Annotated in this window: 17 protein-coding genes; 8 read left to right on the forward strand and 9 right to left on the reverse strand. The window is 51.0% G+C overall.

Annotation, left to right across the window (positions count from 1 at the left end):
• Positions 1 to 39 precede the first annotated feature (39 nt).
• The 4 genes from BXP70_RS12350 to lipB form a co-directional block, all read right to left on the reverse strand.
• The gene (locus BXP70_RS12350; RefSeq protein WP_143436477.1) at positions 40 to 864 is read right to left on the reverse strand and encodes a DUF4271 domain-containing protein; all 825 of its coding nucleotides are present in this window, start codon (positions 862 to 864) and stop codon (positions 40 to 42) included.
• A 378-nt stretch (positions 865 to 1,242) separates the two neighbouring features.
• Positions 1,243 to 2,340: an MraY family glycosyltransferase gene (locus BXP70_RS12355; protein ID WP_245849619.1), complete on the reverse strand. Its 1,098-nt coding sequence runs from the start codon at positions 2,338 to 2,340 to the stop codon at positions 1,243 to 1,245.
• 40 nt (positions 2,341 to 2,380) lie between these two features.
• Positions 2,381 to 2,797: a hypothetical protein gene (locus BXP70_RS12360; RefSeq protein ID WP_086594384.1), complete on the reverse strand. Its 417-nt coding sequence runs from the start codon at positions 2,795 to 2,797 to the stop codon at positions 2,381 to 2,383.
• Positions 2,794 to 3,606, reverse strand: a complete 813-nt coding sequence (lipB, locus tag BXP70_RS12365; protein ID WP_086594385.1) for a lipoyl(octanoyl) transferase LipB — start codon at positions 3,604 to 3,606, stop codon at positions 2,794 to 2,796. The genes BXP70_RS12360 and lipB overlap by 4 nt, the downstream gene beginning before the upstream one ends.
• Before the next feature lie 170 nt (positions 3,607 to 3,776).
• On the opposite strand from lipB, the gene BXP70_RS12370 reads away from it, so the two are divergent.
• On the forward strand, positions 3,777 to 4,136 hold the full coding sequence (locus BXP70_RS12370) for a YraN family protein (RefSeq protein ID WP_086594386.1): 360 nt from the start codon (positions 3,777 to 3,779) through the stop codon (positions 4,134 to 4,136).
• Positions 4,137 to 4,163: 27 nt separating this feature from the next.
• On the opposite strand, the gene BXP70_RS12375 is transcribed toward BXP70_RS12370, so the two are convergent.
• The 3 genes from BXP70_RS12375 to BXP70_RS12385 form a co-directional block, all read right to left on the reverse strand.
• Entirely contained in the window at positions 4,164 to 5,144 is a 981-nt protein-coding gene (locus tag BXP70_RS12375) for a toxin-antitoxin system YwqK family antitoxin (RefSeq protein ID WP_086594387.1), read from the reverse strand.
• A gap of 172 nt (positions 5,145 to 5,316) precedes the next feature.
• Positions 5,317 to 7,161 (reverse strand): molecular chaperone HtpG, encoded by a 1,845-nt coding sequence (gene htpG / locus BXP70_RS12380; RefSeq protein ID WP_086594518.1) that lies wholly within the window; start codon positions 7,159 to 7,161, stop codon positions 5,317 to 5,319.
• A 135-nt stretch (positions 7,162 to 7,296) separates the two neighbouring features.
• Positions 7,297 to 7,791 (reverse strand): hypothetical protein, encoded by a 495-nt coding sequence (locus BXP70_RS12385; RefSeq protein ID WP_086594388.1) that lies wholly within the window; start codon positions 7,789 to 7,791, stop codon positions 7,297 to 7,299.
• Positions 7,792 to 8,678: 887 nt separating this feature from the next.
• Between BXP70_RS12385 and BXP70_RS12390 the strand changes: the two genes are divergently transcribed.
• The 7 genes from BXP70_RS12390 to BXP70_RS12420 all read left to right on the forward strand — a co-directional run bounded on the left by BXP70_RS12390 (position 8,679) and on the right by BXP70_RS12420 (position 15,310).
• Positions 8,679 to 11,141: a TonB-dependent receptor gene (locus BXP70_RS12390; RefSeq protein ID WP_086594389.1), complete on the forward strand. Its 2,463-nt coding sequence runs from the start codon at positions 8,679 to 8,681 to the stop codon at positions 11,139 to 11,141.
• A gap of 205 nt (positions 11,142 to 11,346) precedes the next feature.
• The gene (locus BXP70_RS12395; RefSeq protein WP_086594390.1) at positions 11,347 to 12,294 is read left to right on the forward strand and encodes a cation diffusion facilitator family transporter; all 948 of its coding nucleotides are present in this window, start codon (positions 11,347 to 11,349) and stop codon (positions 12,292 to 12,294) included.
• Positions 12,295 to 12,463: 169 nt separating this feature from the next.
• Positions 12,464 to 13,711: an MFS transporter gene (locus tag BXP70_RS12400; RefSeq protein ID WP_086594391.1), complete on the forward strand. Its 1,248-nt coding sequence runs from the start codon at positions 12,464 to 12,466 to the stop codon at positions 13,709 to 13,711.
• 69 nt (positions 13,712 to 13,780) lie between these two features.
• Positions 13,781 to 14,122, forward strand: coding sequence for a hypothetical protein (locus tag BXP70_RS12405; RefSeq protein WP_086594392.1), 342 nt, complete (start codon positions 13,781 to 13,783; stop codon positions 14,120 to 14,122).
• A gap of 101 nt (positions 14,123 to 14,223) precedes the next feature.
• Positions 14,224 to 14,670, forward strand: coding sequence for a DUF6526 family protein (locus tag BXP70_RS12410; RefSeq protein ID WP_086594393.1), 447 nt, complete (start codon positions 14,224 to 14,226; stop codon positions 14,668 to 14,670).
• Positions 14,671 to 14,687: 17 nt separating this feature from the next.
• Positions 14,688 to 14,975 (forward strand): YciI family protein, encoded by a 288-nt coding sequence (locus tag BXP70_RS12415; protein ID WP_086594394.1) that lies wholly within the window; start codon positions 14,688 to 14,690, stop codon positions 14,973 to 14,975.
• Between the two features lie 32 nt (positions 14,976 to 15,007).
• The gene (locus tag BXP70_RS12420; RefSeq protein ID WP_086594395.1) at positions 15,008 to 15,310 is read left to right on the forward strand and encodes a DUF4286 family protein; all 303 of its coding nucleotides are present in this window, start codon (positions 15,008 to 15,010) and stop codon (positions 15,308 to 15,310) included.
• 86 nt (positions 15,311 to 15,396) lie between these two features.
• On the opposite strand, the gene BXP70_RS12425 is transcribed toward BXP70_RS12420, so the two are convergent.
• Both BXP70_RS12425 and BXP70_RS12430 read right to left on the reverse strand, forming a co-directional pair.
• Positions 15,397 to 15,891, reverse strand: a complete 495-nt coding sequence (locus BXP70_RS12425; protein ID WP_086594396.1) for a GNAT family N-acetyltransferase — start codon at positions 15,889 to 15,891, stop codon at positions 15,397 to 15,399.
• Positions 15,892 to 16,024: 133 nt separating this feature from the next.
• A complete protein-coding gene (locus BXP70_RS12430; RefSeq protein ID WP_086594397.1) occupies positions 16,025 to 16,255 on the reverse strand; it encodes a hypothetical protein in 231 nt (76 codons plus the stop codon).
• Positions 16,256 to 16,384: the final 129 nt, after the last annotated feature.

The raw sequence follows: 16,384 nt of genomic DNA on the forward strand, positions 1-16,384 counted from the left end.
ACTTAAAAACACTAGCCAAATGCTCAGTGTCGCAGGATGCTAATAAGTGAACACAATCAACTTCAAAAGCACCAAAAGGGGGATGACTTCTGTGGCGCAAAGGTACGAAAACAAATGCAGATTCAGCAGGGACACGCGCCGGCTTAACGTGCGTGCAATGCGAACCACTGTACCAACCAACATCAAGGAAACGACCCCATTAGACGCCCACAACACTGCTTCTGGCAAGGTTTGATTTAAACTTAGATACAAGACCATTACTACGGGGAGAAACAATCCCATAAACAGAAAAGTACGGACGAATTCCCGATACTGCATCATCACTAGCTCTGTCACATCGAAGATATAACCCATCAGTTCCAGAAACAGATACTTACCTAGCACAAATCCTGCTATCAGTCCCGTGTATAGGAGCACGCGTACCATAATAGCTGATTCAGGCACATCAAATAAACGACGTAGGATAACGATGGTCTGTATATTGGTATGAATAGCAACAAGCAGCAACGCCAATGACAAGGAAAATACGAGTATCAGCAAGATATTCAGCCACGTAGCTGTTGGCTTGGTTAAAAACTCTTGATCTTTTCCTTTCCCCCACCAATTCTCAAACTGGTAAATACGAGCGAAGCTAGGCTGGTACGTGGCCCGTATTCCGCCGTAAAACAACCCAATGAGGAGTAAGAAACACAAAAACACGTTTTCACCCTGATGACCATGTGCACGTGTTTGCGCGGCAAAGAGGGTCGCACTAGGTGCCTTACCAACTTTAACTTTAAGCACTAGACTACTATTCGCAAAAGAAGAGATATCAGGTGCCGTTTCAGGATGCCATACGCATAGGAGATGTGAGCCAGTAGCCATACCAGGCGGCAACAACTGAGCTAGGTCAAGTGAGTAAGAGGCTGGCCCAGGCGCCGTAAAGATGAGCCGGTTGTCTAGAAATAAGCTTTGATCCTTACGTGCTGTGAACGTAATAGGAAATGCTTGCTTTTGCCGAATACTCACCCACTGATAGTAAGCTCGGGCAGGACTATGATACCCAGGTAGGTACAAGATCAACCGGTTTGCAGCTTCATCGTAGATGAGCCACTCATCAGAAATGCCTATTTTCGGCGCTGGTGGTAATGGTCGATACTCTGTCGCCTGTCCGGCTACAGTATGCAGCGCCAGCCATATACATAAAACTACCTTACTCGCTAGCTGCCCAGTTATATTTCTCACTATTCTTATACTCGCTTCTTAAGAAGCTACTCGTTGTTGCGCACTACGGCTACGATACACACCTAGGAAGACGCTGAGGAGCACAGAAAAAGCCACCAATGCTCCAATCAGTATCGTATTACCTAGCTCAGCAAAATTGATGACGAATAGAATGACTACCAAATTAAGCAAGCTCAACAGCAACACAGTGCTTATTTGTTGAAAGCCCATGGCGAGGATGCGGTGATGGATATGATTTTTGTCGGGTGAAAACGGCGAACGGCCAGCCAGCATGCGCACCAGAAAAACGCGCACCGTATCAAAAAGGGGCACGAACAAGATTCCAACGGCGACGGAGGGCGCCGAAGAGGCGAAAGGTTGCCCTACTCTCAGCCCCATTTCAATAAACTGAATAGTAAGAACTGAAACGATGAAGCCACAGACCAATGAGCCGGTATCTCCCATGAAGATGCTAGCACGATGGAAGTTGTATCGTAAAAAACCCAATATCCCGCCCACAACGCAGACAGAGACATATACATAGTTACTGTAGCTGGTACCTCCGTAACGGTAAAAATAATAGCCAAACGTGCTAGCAATGATAATAACGATGGTACCTGCTAGACCATCGAGGCCATCAATGAGGTTGATTGCGTTTGTAATACCAACAATTACCAAAAAGGTAAAGGCGTAACTAATACCAACTGGTAGTTCATGAATACCTAGGATGCCCTGAAAGCTAGTGATACGGATTTCAGGCTGGGCCATAATCATGACGATGCCTGTGGCTAACAGTTGTCCAACAAATTTTTTAGTGACTGATATCGTCACTAGATCATCTTTCAGTCCAACAAAGAACAGAACAATACAACCCGCCAACAACTGCTGAATTCCATTATTCAGGTCGGCGAAAATGGTAAGTGCCGACATGAAGCCAGCAAACACTGCTACTCCGCCTAACCTAGGTGTGAGCGACTCATGCACAGTTCGCACATTGGGCGTATCCAGCATGTTTTTGAGATGAGCAATATAGATAATGGAGGGTACCGCAAAGAGCGCTACCCAGAAGGCCCACATAAATGATAAACTCAACGAAATACCGAGTGCATTCATCCCCTGTTCAACGCTTAAAAGCACAAGCTAGCTATTGAAGGCAATAACTAGCTATAGAATCCATTTAACTGTGCAGCACTCCTGGCCGTCCGAGGAGCGCTATAGAAATCAGGTTAGCCTCAATAATAGAGTCAGGCACGAATATGAACTTCTTATCAAAGATTTGTGCGCCACGATAGTAGCTTACCCAATACTGATTGTTGAGATGAAATAAGTCAGGATCGATGGGCTCGACGGGCACTGCGCTATGCGGGGCTACCTCTACAAACACATGACGTAGCGTTGAGGTACGCACCCGCTCACCATCTTCCTTGGTTCCGTAACCGTTGGAACTGACAATGACGTTCTGCAAGGAGAAATTATTGTGGTTAAGCAAATACACCTGCCAGCCAGCTTTGCCTTCATCCGTAGCAGCGTTATCGTCGGGCACTACAGCTATCGAAACGCCTTCAACTGGGTCAAATGGAATATGCTCTTTCATTCTTCCTCAAACGTAAGTTCAGCGGCTAACATTTCGGCCAGATGCACTAGCAGTCGGTCTTCGACTTCGGTGAGCGACACAGCCCGACCTAGCTCCTGCTGCAAAGAAGTAACAGCCTTATCGCTGATACCACACGGCACAATATGACCAAAGTAAGACAAATCGGTATTGACGTTGAGCGCGAAGCCGTGCATAGTAACCCAGCGGCTGCACTTAACACCCAGGGCACAAATCTTACGCGGATTACTTGCTCCTTCTTCGAAATCTAACCACACACCCGTAAGACCCGGAATGCGCCCGGCTCGTAGGTCGTACTCTAATAAGGTATGGATTACAGCTTCTTCTAGTACGCGCAGATACCGGTGGATATCGGTAAAGAAGTTATCAAGATCTAAAATGGGGTATCCCACCAACTGACCTGGTCCGTGGTACGTTATATCCCCTCCCCGATTGATGCGGTGAAAAGTAGCTTGGTGTTCAACTAAAGCGGCCGCATCGAGCAATAGATGCTCAGGCTTACCACTTTTTCCCAGCGTATAAACGTGCGGATGCTGACAAAGCAAAAGGTGATTAGGCGTTGCTGCTACGGGCGTACCAGCCTCAATTGCTTCGCGGTTTTGGGCTTTAATGGCGAGCGTTGCTGCTAGTAGTTCTTCTTGATAAGCCCAAGCAGTTTCGTAATCTACGAGACCTAGCCGTTGTACTGCTATTCGGTGGTTCTGACTTTCCTTCGCTGAAATTGGCGCTAGTGGAGCCGCAACAGAAGTTGCGGCAACAGGTACACTGCACTGACTATATAGGGAATCCATCAATAAACAGCTCTAGTGGTGGGATATGTGATGCAGAACAGTTGTGCACCATAGCAACTGTTTTAGCATTTAGGTTCCAGCGGGCCAGTATCTGCTGCCAGTGCCATGGCAAAGGTACGTAGATTCACTCCAAAGCCAATTGTACCACCTCTCGCAACTGCCTCTACCCTATGTCCTACGCTGCTCATCAACTTGGTCACGCGGGCGAAACCGCTGCTACTGATTACTTCCTTGCGCACGGATTTACGGTAGACTATCAAAACTACCGCTACCAGCGTGCCGAAGTAGATCTTATCGTACGGTGTGGTACCGAATTACTGATTTTTGTTGAAGTAAAAACGCGTTCTTCTTCTCAGTTCGGCTACCCGGAGACTTTTGTGACTGAGCGAAAGCGCCAGCTCTTTCGCTTGGCCGCCGACCAATACCAAGAGGAAGTCAACTGGCAAGGCGACATTCGCTTCGATATTCTAGCCCTTACCCCAACTAATAATGGCTTTCAAATTGAACACTTTGAGGATGCTTTCTACTGATTAACTACTAACTTTTCCCTAGTTGCCTTATTTTCTACTTCCTGGCCGGCTCGCACCAGGCCGATTTGTACCGGGCCGATCCGTTACAGCATCGCGGCGGTCAAGCTTATCTTTTTCATAGACGAGCACGCCATTACGGTTGTATTCCCGTAGCAAGATGGGTTCTGCGGCGGGCTCATAGCCACTTTCTGGGTACTGATAGACGTAATGCAGTCTGTTGGGCAGGTTACGGAAGCCCCAATACTTGTTCCATAACCCTACTTTCTTACCGTTTTCAAACTGCCCATCCCAGTCGCGTTTGCCATTTTCAAGATAGCGTACGTACTCGCCTTCTAGTTTCCCATCAACGTAAGGCACTACTTCTTTCACTTGCTTCTGCTCGCCGTCGTAGTACGTTACATTGGCGTCGCGAGGGAAGCCTCGCTCGTAGTGCACTTTAGTAACTAAGATATTATCCTTACTAAGCCGCTCCCAACGCAGATGGCGTGTTCCAACGGCATAGAAACCCGTTTCAACGACTTTTCCACCCTGCATCTTTTTATAAGGGCCATGCAGGATCTTATTAGCGCCTGGATCTAGGCCAGCCCGATCCTGCAAGATGCGACGCTTATGGGCATCATAATAATAACGCACGGGCGCGAATGGATCTGTTTTCTGCGGATTACGCATGTAGTAGAAGATCTCTACCACTTGGTTACGGCCTTTAGGTCCTGATTTGGTATAGGCTTTCTTGATAGGCTCGCCGAGGAAGACGTTCTTTTTCTTCTTTGGTTTACGCTTAGACTTCTTGTCTTTGTCTTTCGCCTGCTGCTCCTCTTCTTTCGTCATCGCCACTCGCTTCGTCTTGAGCAAGTTTGTGGTATCGCTGTTCTGCGTCAAGCTGTCATTGACGGCTAGCGCTCCTATGACCTGATCAGGCTTACTATTGAAGGAAACGGTGTTTTTAGAACACGCCCCGATTAGTAGCAGTAAAGCAAACAGCAAGAATTGCAAACGAGAGAATGGCATAAAAGAGCAAGCAAAATTCGCAGCAGTAAACGTAAAGGTACAGTGATTTGGTGCCCACGACCTAGGCCACTGACGCAGGACTTCCTTGCCGAACCTAAGTAAGCCTTGCCGAAAAGACAAGACCCCAACAACTTTCGCTGCTGGGGTCCGCGTTCCTTACACAGTTACAAACCTATTCCGCCGTCAGCAGGTCAGCGCTACGCTTCACGAAAGCAGTCAGCGCTTCTCCTTTCAGCATGTTTTGCGCCAACAGACCTAGGTCGAAGGCTTGACGAGCTAGCTTACGGCCAGCTTCTTCGTCAGCATTAAGAATACGCTGACTTACCGGGTGGTTGGCATTGACGCTAACAGTATAGCTATCGGGCAAGCTACCCATGAAAGCCATGCCACCGCCACCTCCCGTGCGCTGCATATCCTTCATCCGCCGCATAAACTCGGGCAACGTGATAATAACAGGCGAATCTTGCGGTGACAGAGCTTCTACCTGCACGTGCATGTGCTCATTGCTGATGGCCTTCGCGAACAGCTCTTGCAAACGTGTTTTGTCTTCGTCGCTCAGCACGCTCTCGGTAGCGTCATCTTTCTCGATGAGCTTGCCAACGGTATCCGCATCTACTCGCTTGAAGGTTACCTTTTCGAGTTTCTGCTCAAGCTGCCCAATGAAGTGCGGGTCAAGTACGCCATCAAGCTTCAGCACATCATAGCCCCGGTCGAGGGCAGCAGCCACATAAGCATGCTGGGCCTCCGGATCAGACGTGTACAGCACGACGAGCTGTTCCTGCTTATCTTTTTGGTTGGCTTGGATAAACTCTTGGTATTCGGTCAGAGTGAAGTATTTGCCGACCGTGTTCTGTACAAGCGCAAAGTCTTTGGCTTTATCGTAGAACTTCTCGTCCGACAACATACCATACTTCACAAACAGGCCGATATCTGACCATTTCTCCTCGTAGCCTGCCCGATCTTTCTTGTATAACTCGCTGAGCTTATCAGCTACTTTGCGGGTAACATAGGTGTTGATCTTCTTAACGTTAGCATCAGCTTGCAAGAAGCTGCGCGACACGTTCAGCGGGATATCGGGGGAATCGAGTACGCCGTGCAACAGCATTAGGAACTCGGGTACTACGTCCTTCACTTCGTCGGTGATGAACACCTGCCGTGAGTAAAGCTGAATCTTATTGCGCTGTAGTTGCAGCTCGTCTTTCACCTTGGGGAAATACAAGATACCCGTTAGGTTGAAAGGATAATCGACGTTGAGGTGAATCCAGAACAGCGGCGGCTCCGAAAGCGGATACAACTCCTGGTAAAACTTGGTGTAGTCCTCGTCGGTGAGCTCAGCAGGCTGCTTTGTCCAGATGGGCTGCGTTTGGTTGATAACCTCGCCCTCAAACTCAATTTCGATGGGCAGGAATTTGCAGTACTTCGTTAAGATATTCCGCAACCTAGCTTCCTCGAGAAATTCGTCTGAGTCGGCGGCTACATGTAGCACAACGTCGGTACCACGTTCGGCTTTCTCATGCTCACCCGTGGGCTCATCAAGCGTAAACTCAGTGCTACCGTCGCACGTCCAATGAGCCGTTAACGTGTTCTCCTTGTACGACTTCGACCAAATTTCCACTTGCTCTGCCACCATAAAAGCAGAGTAAAAACCGAGGCCAAATTGCCCAATAATTTGGTCTTTGGTGCTGGCATCCTTCTCCTTATACTGCTCCACAAACTCGGTGGCGCCAGAGAAGGCAATCTGGTTGATGTATTTTTTAATCTCCTCAGCCGTCATACCCAGGCCGCGGTCGGAGATAGTAATTTTGCGCGCTTCCTTATCCACCGTCACGCGCACCTTCAGCTCACCTAGCTCTCCTTTGAACTCCCCTAACTGCGCTAGGCTCTTGAGCTTTTGCGTGGCGTCAACCGCATTCGAGACCAATTCCCGCAGGAAGATTTCGTGGTCAGAGTACAAGAATTTCTTGATAATGGGGAAGATATTCTCGGTATGAATCGAGATGCTACCTTTCTCTTGCATAACGTATTGGCAGAAGCAGTGAAACAAAAAACCGGACAAAACGCTAGTCCCTCATCAGTATAGCGTCGTCCGGTCGTTGGTTTCAAAAGGTGTTCCACGCCTTCAGCGCTGCCAGTTTGACAGCACCAGTGGCCACTAGTCGAGGAGCTTGTCCAAGGATAGATTCTGTATGCTCGGCTGTGGAGCGGTATTGGCAGCGACAAACCACTCTTTTTCTAGGCGTTGTACATCTTCGGGCGTCTTAGACAACCAATCTAGTGCGGCTGGAAAATCAGCAAAGAACTGCACATTAAGCTGGGTGTAGCAGCGGCCACTATCGAGTATGTGCTCCATTGCCAGTTGATTATGCAGATCATCTGGCAGCATTAAGGCGAGGTTTGATACGCCAATGCGAGCAAACTGCGCTACCCAGCGCTGACTTACCCAGGCTTGTTCATCATTACCGAGTGGCGGCATCTGAGATATATCGACCAGCCACTGGCGAATTTTGTACTGACGCGAAAAGAGCAGTAGTCGCTCCAGGGCCATCTGAAAGCGCAGCAAGCTTAGGGGACCGTTCCACTGCCAACGGACTAATTGTAATTGAGGATCGTGTTGCAGTAGGAGTGACTCGTGGAGGGAGCAGATCATATACTAATGACAATACTAAAATCGGTAATTTTTATCGTTACACTATTACAAATCTATATAGTATATTTTTAATTACATGTACATACACGTTGACTTTGTAAAATTGCTCGCTAAATAGAACACAAAACTCGCCGGAGCTATACGCCGGAATCTGAAAACAGCCAGGATTTAGCTGAAAGGTCATTTTAAAAAGAATCTAGTAACTTTTCAGCAGGCCACAAATATTTGTACTATTTTAATAAAGTCGTTTGTATTCTAAAAGTGCATTTTAGTAATATACTCATAGCCTAAGTATTTTGGTTAAGTAAAATACCTATACATTTGGCAAGTATATACGCCATATTGTTGCATAATGCGTGCTCTTCGGCTTCATCTGGCGTTTTTGCTTCTGTTGTGCTTCACGCGGATGCTACTGCCAGACACCTGGATTTTAGCGTTGCACCAGCACCAGCATACAAGCGAAGAGCCTGCGCACAGTATACCGTTACACAAACCAGGTAAGGCGCAGTTACTGCTCACGCCCAAACACCAACATTGCCAGACTGACCATTTTAGCCACGCTTCTTTCCAGTTAGCTTCGCCACTGGAGATTAACGTCACAGCATATTTTTCACTTGCTGTCAGCCAAAGGGTTTGCGCAGCGTGGCCTCGCGCGGTAGTAGCTACCGGATACTTACGCGGGCCACCTAGGAGCTAGACTCGCTCTGCCATTCTATTGACTTTTACCCGTGCCGCGCATATGACGGCCACACGGATGCAGGCAATGCTCTCTAGTTACTAGGTGATTTGCTTGCACTTTAGAAGCTATTGCTTCTGTAAGCTAGCCTTCGCTGCTAGCTTACCCCCTTTTCTTTTTGACTTATTCGCTAGGTTCTAGCTTCCAACCTATGTCACGTTACTTTCTAGTGATGGGCTTGCTGCTGCTTACTGTCAGCACTTTTGCACAAGTCGCTCCCACCTCTACGTCGCTCACAACACAGCGGGTGGCCCCCGGCACTCCTGTTACAGGGCGCGTGCTGGATGCTCTAACGCAAGAGCCCATTCCGGGAGCCACTATCTTGTTTTCTGACTTGCGCCAAGCTACGGCAACTGGTCTTGATGGCACTTTCCGCTTTGCGAGCCTACCGCGCGGCCGTTTTTTGATGCAAGTTCGCTCCCTAGGCTACACCAGCGTTGCTCGGACGGTCGACACGGGTACCGGCCAGCCCATCAATGTAGCGCTAACCTCAACGGCCACTGAAATAGGCCAAGTCGTGGTGACTGGCGTATCGGCCGCTACGGAAATGCGCCGTTCGCCTATTCCGACTACTGTCATCGACCACACTCGCTTGCAGCAAGCCGCCGCAACGAATGCAATAGATGCCATAGCGCACACTCCCGGCTTATCGCAGATTACCACAGGCGCAGCCATCAGCAAACCGATCATTCGTGGGCTAGGCTTCAACCGCGTTATTACCCTCAACAACGGCTCTAAGCAAGAAGGCCAGCAGTGGGGCGACGAACACGGTATCGAAATCGACGAGTATTCGATTGACCGCGCAGAGGTGATCAAAGGCCCTGGCAGCTTGCTTTACGGCTCCGATGGCATGGCGGGCGTAATCAACTTTCTGGCTCCTGACCCGGTGGAAGAAGGAAAGATCATCGGCTCAGCCGCTGCCAATTACCAAACTAACAATGCGTTGCAGGGCTATTCGGTAATGAATGCAGGCAACAAGAATGGCTTCAACTGGCTGGTACGTGGAAGCAGCAAGCTAGCAGGTAGCTACCGGAACCGCTACGATGGCCGCGTGTTCAACTCCGGCTTCCGCGAGCTAGATGCCAACGGGTACGTAGGCATCAACAAGAGCTGGGGCTACTCGCACCTGACGTTCAACACCTTTAACCAACAGCTAGGCTTGACGGAAGGTGACCGAGACCCAAGAACAGGCCGGTTTTTGAAAGACGTGGCGGTGAGTGACACCGCGACCGAAGCTGTGCCTGTGACTAACGCTGACTTACGGGGCTATAGCTTAGCTGTACCGCGACAACGGGTTAACCATTTGCGTATTGGCACCGAAAACAACTTCGTTTTCGGCCAGAGCCGGCTGACGGTGAATGCTAGCTGGCAGCAAAACCTACGCCGTGAGTTCGGCGACGTACTCGACCCAGATACGCCAGAGCTATACTTCCAGCTGCGCACGTTCGACTATGCCGTGCGGTATTTCCTGCCCGAAATGCAGGGCTGGAACACGACGCTTGGCGTGAGTGGCATGCAACAGCAGAACGTCAATAAGGGCGCGGAATTTCTAATACCAGCCTACCACCTACTTGATGGCGGCGTGTTTGGGGTAACGAAGAAAACCTTTGGCAAGCTGGATGTGAGTGGCGGTTTACGCTACGACATTCGTCGCATCAACGCCGACGCGCTTTACCTCGACGCCGAGGAGCGCCCGGTGCCTGCGCCAGGAGCAGAGCAGAAATTTGCGGGTTTCAAATCTACATTTCGCAATGTTTCGGGTAGTATCGGCGTCGCTTATAGCATCACGGAGAAGCTACTAGTAAAAGCCAACCTGTCACGGGGCTTCCGGGCACCTAATATCTCCGAGCTAGGTTCCAACGGGCAGCACGAAGGCACGATCCGCTACGAAATCGGCGACCCGACGCTCAAAGCGGAAACCAGTTTGCAGTATGACGCGGGCATCAGCTACGTGACAGACCATGTGAGCCTTAATGTGGATGCCTTCGAGAACCGCATCCAGAACTACATCTTCCCGCGTCATATTCTGAATGCGGCGGGCTCCGACTCCATTGCCTCGACTGGCAATCCGGTGTTTCTCTACGACCAAGGCAACGCCCGCCTCGTTGGTGGAGAAGTCAGCCTTGATATTCACCCGCACCCCCTGGATTGGTTGCACTTCGAAAATAGCTTCTCGATGGTGCGGGCTCGCCAGCTCAACCAGCCTACTGACTCCCTGCGCAACTTGCCCTTCATTCCGGCCGACCGATTGCAATCGGAGTTGCGCGTCAACTTCCGGAAGGTGAAGAATACGCGGTTAGCGAACCTGTACGCTCGCATCAATGTGGAACACACATTTGCGCAAAACCGCTTTTTTGCGGCTTACCAAACCGAGACGCGCACGCCAGGCTACACCCTCGTCAACGCAGGTATAGGCACTGACTGGGTAAATGCGAAAGCCCAGACGCTTTTTTCAATCTTTCTAACGGGCAACAACCTATTTGATGTTGCTTACCAAAGTCATTTGAGCCGTTTGAAGTACGCAGATTATAATACTAGCAATGGCCGCACAGGCATTTTCAACATGGGTCGCAATGTAAGCGTGAAAGTAGTGGTACCGTTGCGTTTTAATTAGCGCCGCTGGAGTACTACCTAGGTCTGCTCGCTGTTTTTCTCTTGTATACCAGCCTAAGTTTGTCGGGCGCGGCCGATTCTTCTGTACCTTGACCAAAGCTGGTGGCCAGACCTAGAGTCCCCAAATTATTGGGGTTGTTGCCTCTTTAAGGAACTGCGCCGCTCACCAGTCGTTACAGCTTACATAGCAACTTTCTGTATACCTCATGGCGCATTCTCACGACCATCATGACCATGATCATAGTCACAGCCACGACCATCACCATGGCATTGCCGCGGCTTCCGAGATGCATTTTGGGCGGGCGTTCGGTATAGGCATCGGTCTGAACCTAGTTTTTGTAGTGGCCGAGACTATCGGCGGTTTCTGGTCGAACTCCTCGGCTTTGCTCTCCGACGCAGGGCACAACCTGAGCGACGTGCTGAGCCTAGCCCTAGCTTGGGGCGCTACGCAACTAGCCAGCCGGCCTTCCTCGGAGCGCTACACGTACGGGTTCAAAAGCGCTACCATTCAGGCAGCGCTTATCAACGCTGCTTTGCTTTACGCCGCGCTGGGCTTCATTCTCTGGGACACGATTGAGCACTTACGCCACCCGGCCCCAGTCAATGGCTTCTTGGTGATGCTGCTGGCAGGTATTGGCATTGCAGTGAACGGCCTGACGGCTTACTTATTCCGAAAAGGGCAGCACGGCGACGTAAATCTGCGGGGCGCCTACCTACACATGCTTACCGATGCGCTCGTGTCGTTGGGCGTGGTGGTAGGCGGCGGCTTGGTCATCTGGACGGGCTGGCAGTGGCTCGACCCAGCCATTAGCTTCATCATCCTAGCTATTATTTCCTATAGCTCCTGGGGGCTGCTACGCGAAACGGTGCAGCTCACAATGCTCGCCGTTCCGGAAAGCATTGATTTGCAACAAGTACGGCAGCGTCTGCTTGCCCAACCCGGCGTGACCCAAGTACACGACCTGCATGTGTGGCCCATGAGCACTCGCGATACTGCCCTCACGGTGCACCTGGTGCGGCCGGGCTACAACGGCGACCAAAACTTTCTGTCGCATCTGCAGAAGATTATGCAAGAAGAGTTTAGCATCTGCCATTGCACCGTACAAATAGAAGAACGCGCGCCGGTACTAGAGGAGTCGTGCGGCTGTAGCTGATACCGCGTACGCCAGAAAACAACCTAGCTTCTAGTAAAGCAACAGACCGCATGCTACTCCGTGCGGTCTGTTGCTTTACTAGAAGCTAGGTTGCGTCCTAGTATTTTGAAAAAGGCAAAAACTGTCGAATATGCGTACAAATGCCTCTCACCTCCTTTTGCTCTAGCGTATGGCTTCCTCCATTACCCCTCCGCCACCCAAAACAGCCTCTTTGCTGAGTGCCGTTGTTATTGTTGCCTCACTCGGCTATTTCGTGGATATCTACGACTTAGTGCTATTCAGCATCGTGCGGGTGAAAAGCTTAAATGGGCTAGGAGTGCTTGACCCCGGGCAGGTTACGGAGCAAGGCATTTACCTGATTGACATGCAGATGGGAGGCATGCTGATAGGCGGTATTCTGTGGGGAATCTTGGGTGACAAGCGCGGCCGCCTGTCGGTGCTATTTGGCTCCATTCTGATGTATTCGCTAGCAAATATTGCCAACGGCTTCGTGCAGACCGTTGACCAGTACGCGTGGCTCCGGTTTATTGCTGGAGTGGGCTTGGCTGGGGAGCTAGGAGCAGGTATTACGCTGGTAGCCGAGAGCTTGCCCAAGGAAAAGCGTGGCTACGGAACCATGATCGTGGCGACTGTGGGCGTATCGGGGGCGATGGTGGCGTATTGGGTGGGTGAGCGATTTGGCTGGCGCAACAGCTACTTCATCGGGGGCGGACTTGGTCTAGCACTGCTGGCGTTGCGCGTGGGCGTATTCGAGTCAGGAATGTTTGAGCAAGCCAAGCGCGAGGAGGTAGCGCGGGGCAACTTTTTCAGCTTGTTCACCAACAGCGAACGGCTCGGGCGGTACGTCCGCTGCCTGCTTATTGGCTCACCCTTTTGGTTTATCGTCGGCATCTTGATTACGTTGGCGCCGGAGTTCGGCAAGCACTTCAACCTGCAAGGCCCCGTAACCGGCGGGCTAAGCATCTTCTGGTGCTACCTAGGTCTCACCGTCGGCGACTTTGTGAGTGGTAGCCTGAGCCAAGTGCTGCATAGCCGCAACCGTACGCTCCAGGTATTCATTCTGGCGTCGCTCACGATGGTGGGGGTGTATTTGTTTGGGCTGCACGGGGCTACTACCAGCACGTTTTACACCGTCTGCTTTTTGCTAGGTCTTGCTGGTGGCTTCTGGGCTTTGTTCGTAACGGTGTCGGCCGAGCAGTTTGGCACCAATCTGCGCGCTACAGTTGCTACCACGGCCCCCAACTTTGCCCGTGGCGCCATCGTGCTGATTAACCCAACCTTTAAAGCTTTGCAAGGCTCATTCAGCATCGTGGGCGCAGCCGTTATTATCGGTGCTGTGTTGCTGCTGCTAGCCCTGTGGAGCGCTAGTACTTTGTCAGAGAGCTACGGCAAAGACCTTGATTTTCAGGAGCTATAACTAGTACACCCCAACCTCATACCCGAGCAGGCCGTATCAGGACCAATAACCTAGATTTGACCTGCACTCATGAAAAAGATAACTCTGTTACTGACAGTTGCTGCCCTCACCTCTCTCAGCACTATCGCTCGTGCCCAAACGACGAGAGTTGACAGCGTACAACAACAAACGGCTAACTCAAAAGCTCTCTACGATTCTCAAAAGGATCAAGCTGACGCCAGCCGTCGGTCGCTTAAGGACAGCAAGGCCGAGTTGAAGCAGCAGAAGCTAGCCCTGAAAAATCAGCAGAACGTGCTGAAGCAACAGAAGCTAGCCGACAAGCAAGCGCAGCAGCAAGCCAAACTGGCCAAGGAGCAGGCAAAACTTGATAAGCAGCGGCTGCGCATGGAGAAGAAAGCAGCGAAAAGCTAGCCTTCTCTTTCTCAGTTCGCTATGCCTACCCATCAAAACTCCAGCCCAAGGCGGCTGGAGTTTTTTGTATTCTCTTTTTTGCCACTCTTTTCTTAAGCCCCATGACCACGCCTACCAAAAACACCACGAAGTATTATCCATTGCATCACTTCGTGGTATTACCTGCTGCGCTTGTCATCGCGATTTATGCTATCCGTCGCTACATCTCCGTGGCGGGCGATGATTCTGAAGTGTCACGGATCTGGTTTTCGGTTATGGTGCTAGCCATCGTCGTGTTCGTTGGCTTGGTGATGCTGCGGCAGCACTACGCGCTGATGTTGCAAGACCGCATTGCCCGCCTAGAGGTGCGCCAGCGCTACTTTGAAATAACGGGCAAGAGCCTGCGGCCTCTGGAAGACCAGTTCACCCTAAAGCAAATTCTGTCGTTGCGCCTTGCTGGCGACCAAGAGTTGCCTGGTTTGGTGCAAGCCGCTATACAGGAAAAGCTAGCTCCGAAGGATATTCAGGCGCGTATTCAGGACTTTCAATTCGACACGATGCGCGTCTGAGGCGTACCTTTGCGGCTATGTTTCTGCTTGTTCTTACGTATTCTAAACCCTTGGAGGAGGTTGAGCCCTTCATGACAACACACATGGCCTGGGTCGACGCGCAGTACCAAAACGGTACTTTCGTAGCCTCGGGTCGGCGGGTGCCGCGCACGGGCGGCATCATCCTAGCTCGCGCTACCGACCGGGCGAGCTTGGAGGCAGTGGCCGCTACAGATCCTTTTCTGGAAGCAGGCGTGGCCCACTACGATCTTATTGAATTCACTTTGTCGCGCACGGCGCCTGGCTTTGAAAGCCTGCTTAGCTAGCGTCGTGCCGCCGGTTTTTTACCTTCACCTGAATGATTCTGTACAACATCACCAGCAGCATCGACCCGGATATTGCCGACGAGTGGGTCGCGTACATGCGCGACGTGCACTTGCCGGAAGTAATGGCCACGGGTTTTTTTGTTAAAAGCCAGCTCTGCCGTCTCCTCAACGAGGAGGAAGGCGGCGTCACGTACGCCGCGCAGTTCTACTGCCTCGACCTAGATCAGCTCGAAGACTACCAGAACCTTTTCGATCCTGGTTTGAGTGCCAACCTGACGACTCGCTTTCCAGGACAATACGTGTCGTTCAGCACGATGCTGGAAATAGTAGAGTAGATTTCCACCTCCGTACTAACTTGAAGCAAGAAACGCCATGTTGAACACAAGTCAGCATGGCGTTTCTCTTTCTGGCACTTTGCCTGTTATAAGCTCAGCACGGCTTCGTTGCAGCGGTAAGCTGCTAGCTGCTCATGGGTAAGGTTGCCATTGTGCCACTCAGAGTCTAGGTTGGCGCCTATTTTTTTGTAGAAGCCGATGGCAGGTTCATTCCATTCGAGCACTTGCCATTTCATGCGGTTGGCGCTGGTAGTGCGTGCTTCGTGCACAACGGCATCAAACAGCAACTTCCCAATGCCTGTACCGCGGGCCGCTTCGGTCACAACCAAGTCTTCGAGGTAAAGCATGCGGCCTTTCCAGGTAGAATAGGCGGTGTAGTATAGTGCGATGCCTAGGATAGTGCCCTCCGTGCTTTCGGCCACGAAAAACTTAAAGATGGACTCGGGTCCGAAACCGTCACGCTGCATATCAGCTAGCGTATTGGTGACTTCTTGTGGTGCGCGCTCGTATTCGGCTAGCTCCTGAATAAGACCTAGCACTTGGGGCAGATCGGCTTCAACGCCGCGACGAATGGTTGGCATCAGTCAATGAATAAGAAGAGTGATGAATAGGCCGTTGAGAGCGGCAAGCGGTGTAGCGCATGGCCTTAAATGAACAATGAGCAACGCCACGCAGGGCAATTGCTCATTGTTCATTGAGAAGTGCTCCTCAGAATTACATCTGCGGCTGCATTTGCTTAATATCCTGGGTAGCGTTCACCGCGTTGATTTCGCGCGGCACGTTGGTATCGGGCTTGCCACCGGTCGTATCGGCTGCAGCAGGAATGGGTGGCAGCGGCCGGGTGGCCACATCTTCATCCTTGCGGATATCAGGATTGTTGCACGACGATAAGGACAGCGTCAGCGAAGCAGCGGCGAACAGACCGAGCAGAAGCGTTTTCTTCATAAGTAAGCCGAAATAAACGGGCATTGGGGTTTCGGGCCGCAAGATAGGCAATTTGGTAACTGAGTAGCTGAGTAATTGAGTAAAGTCGTTCTTGAGTGCATTACCTAGGTATGCTGCTACTCAGTTACT

This window comes from Hymenobacter crusticola (assembly GCF_002154225.1).
Lineage (GTDB): Bacteria > Bacteroidota > Bacteroidia > Cytophagales > Hymenobacteraceae > Hymenobacter > Hymenobacter crusticola.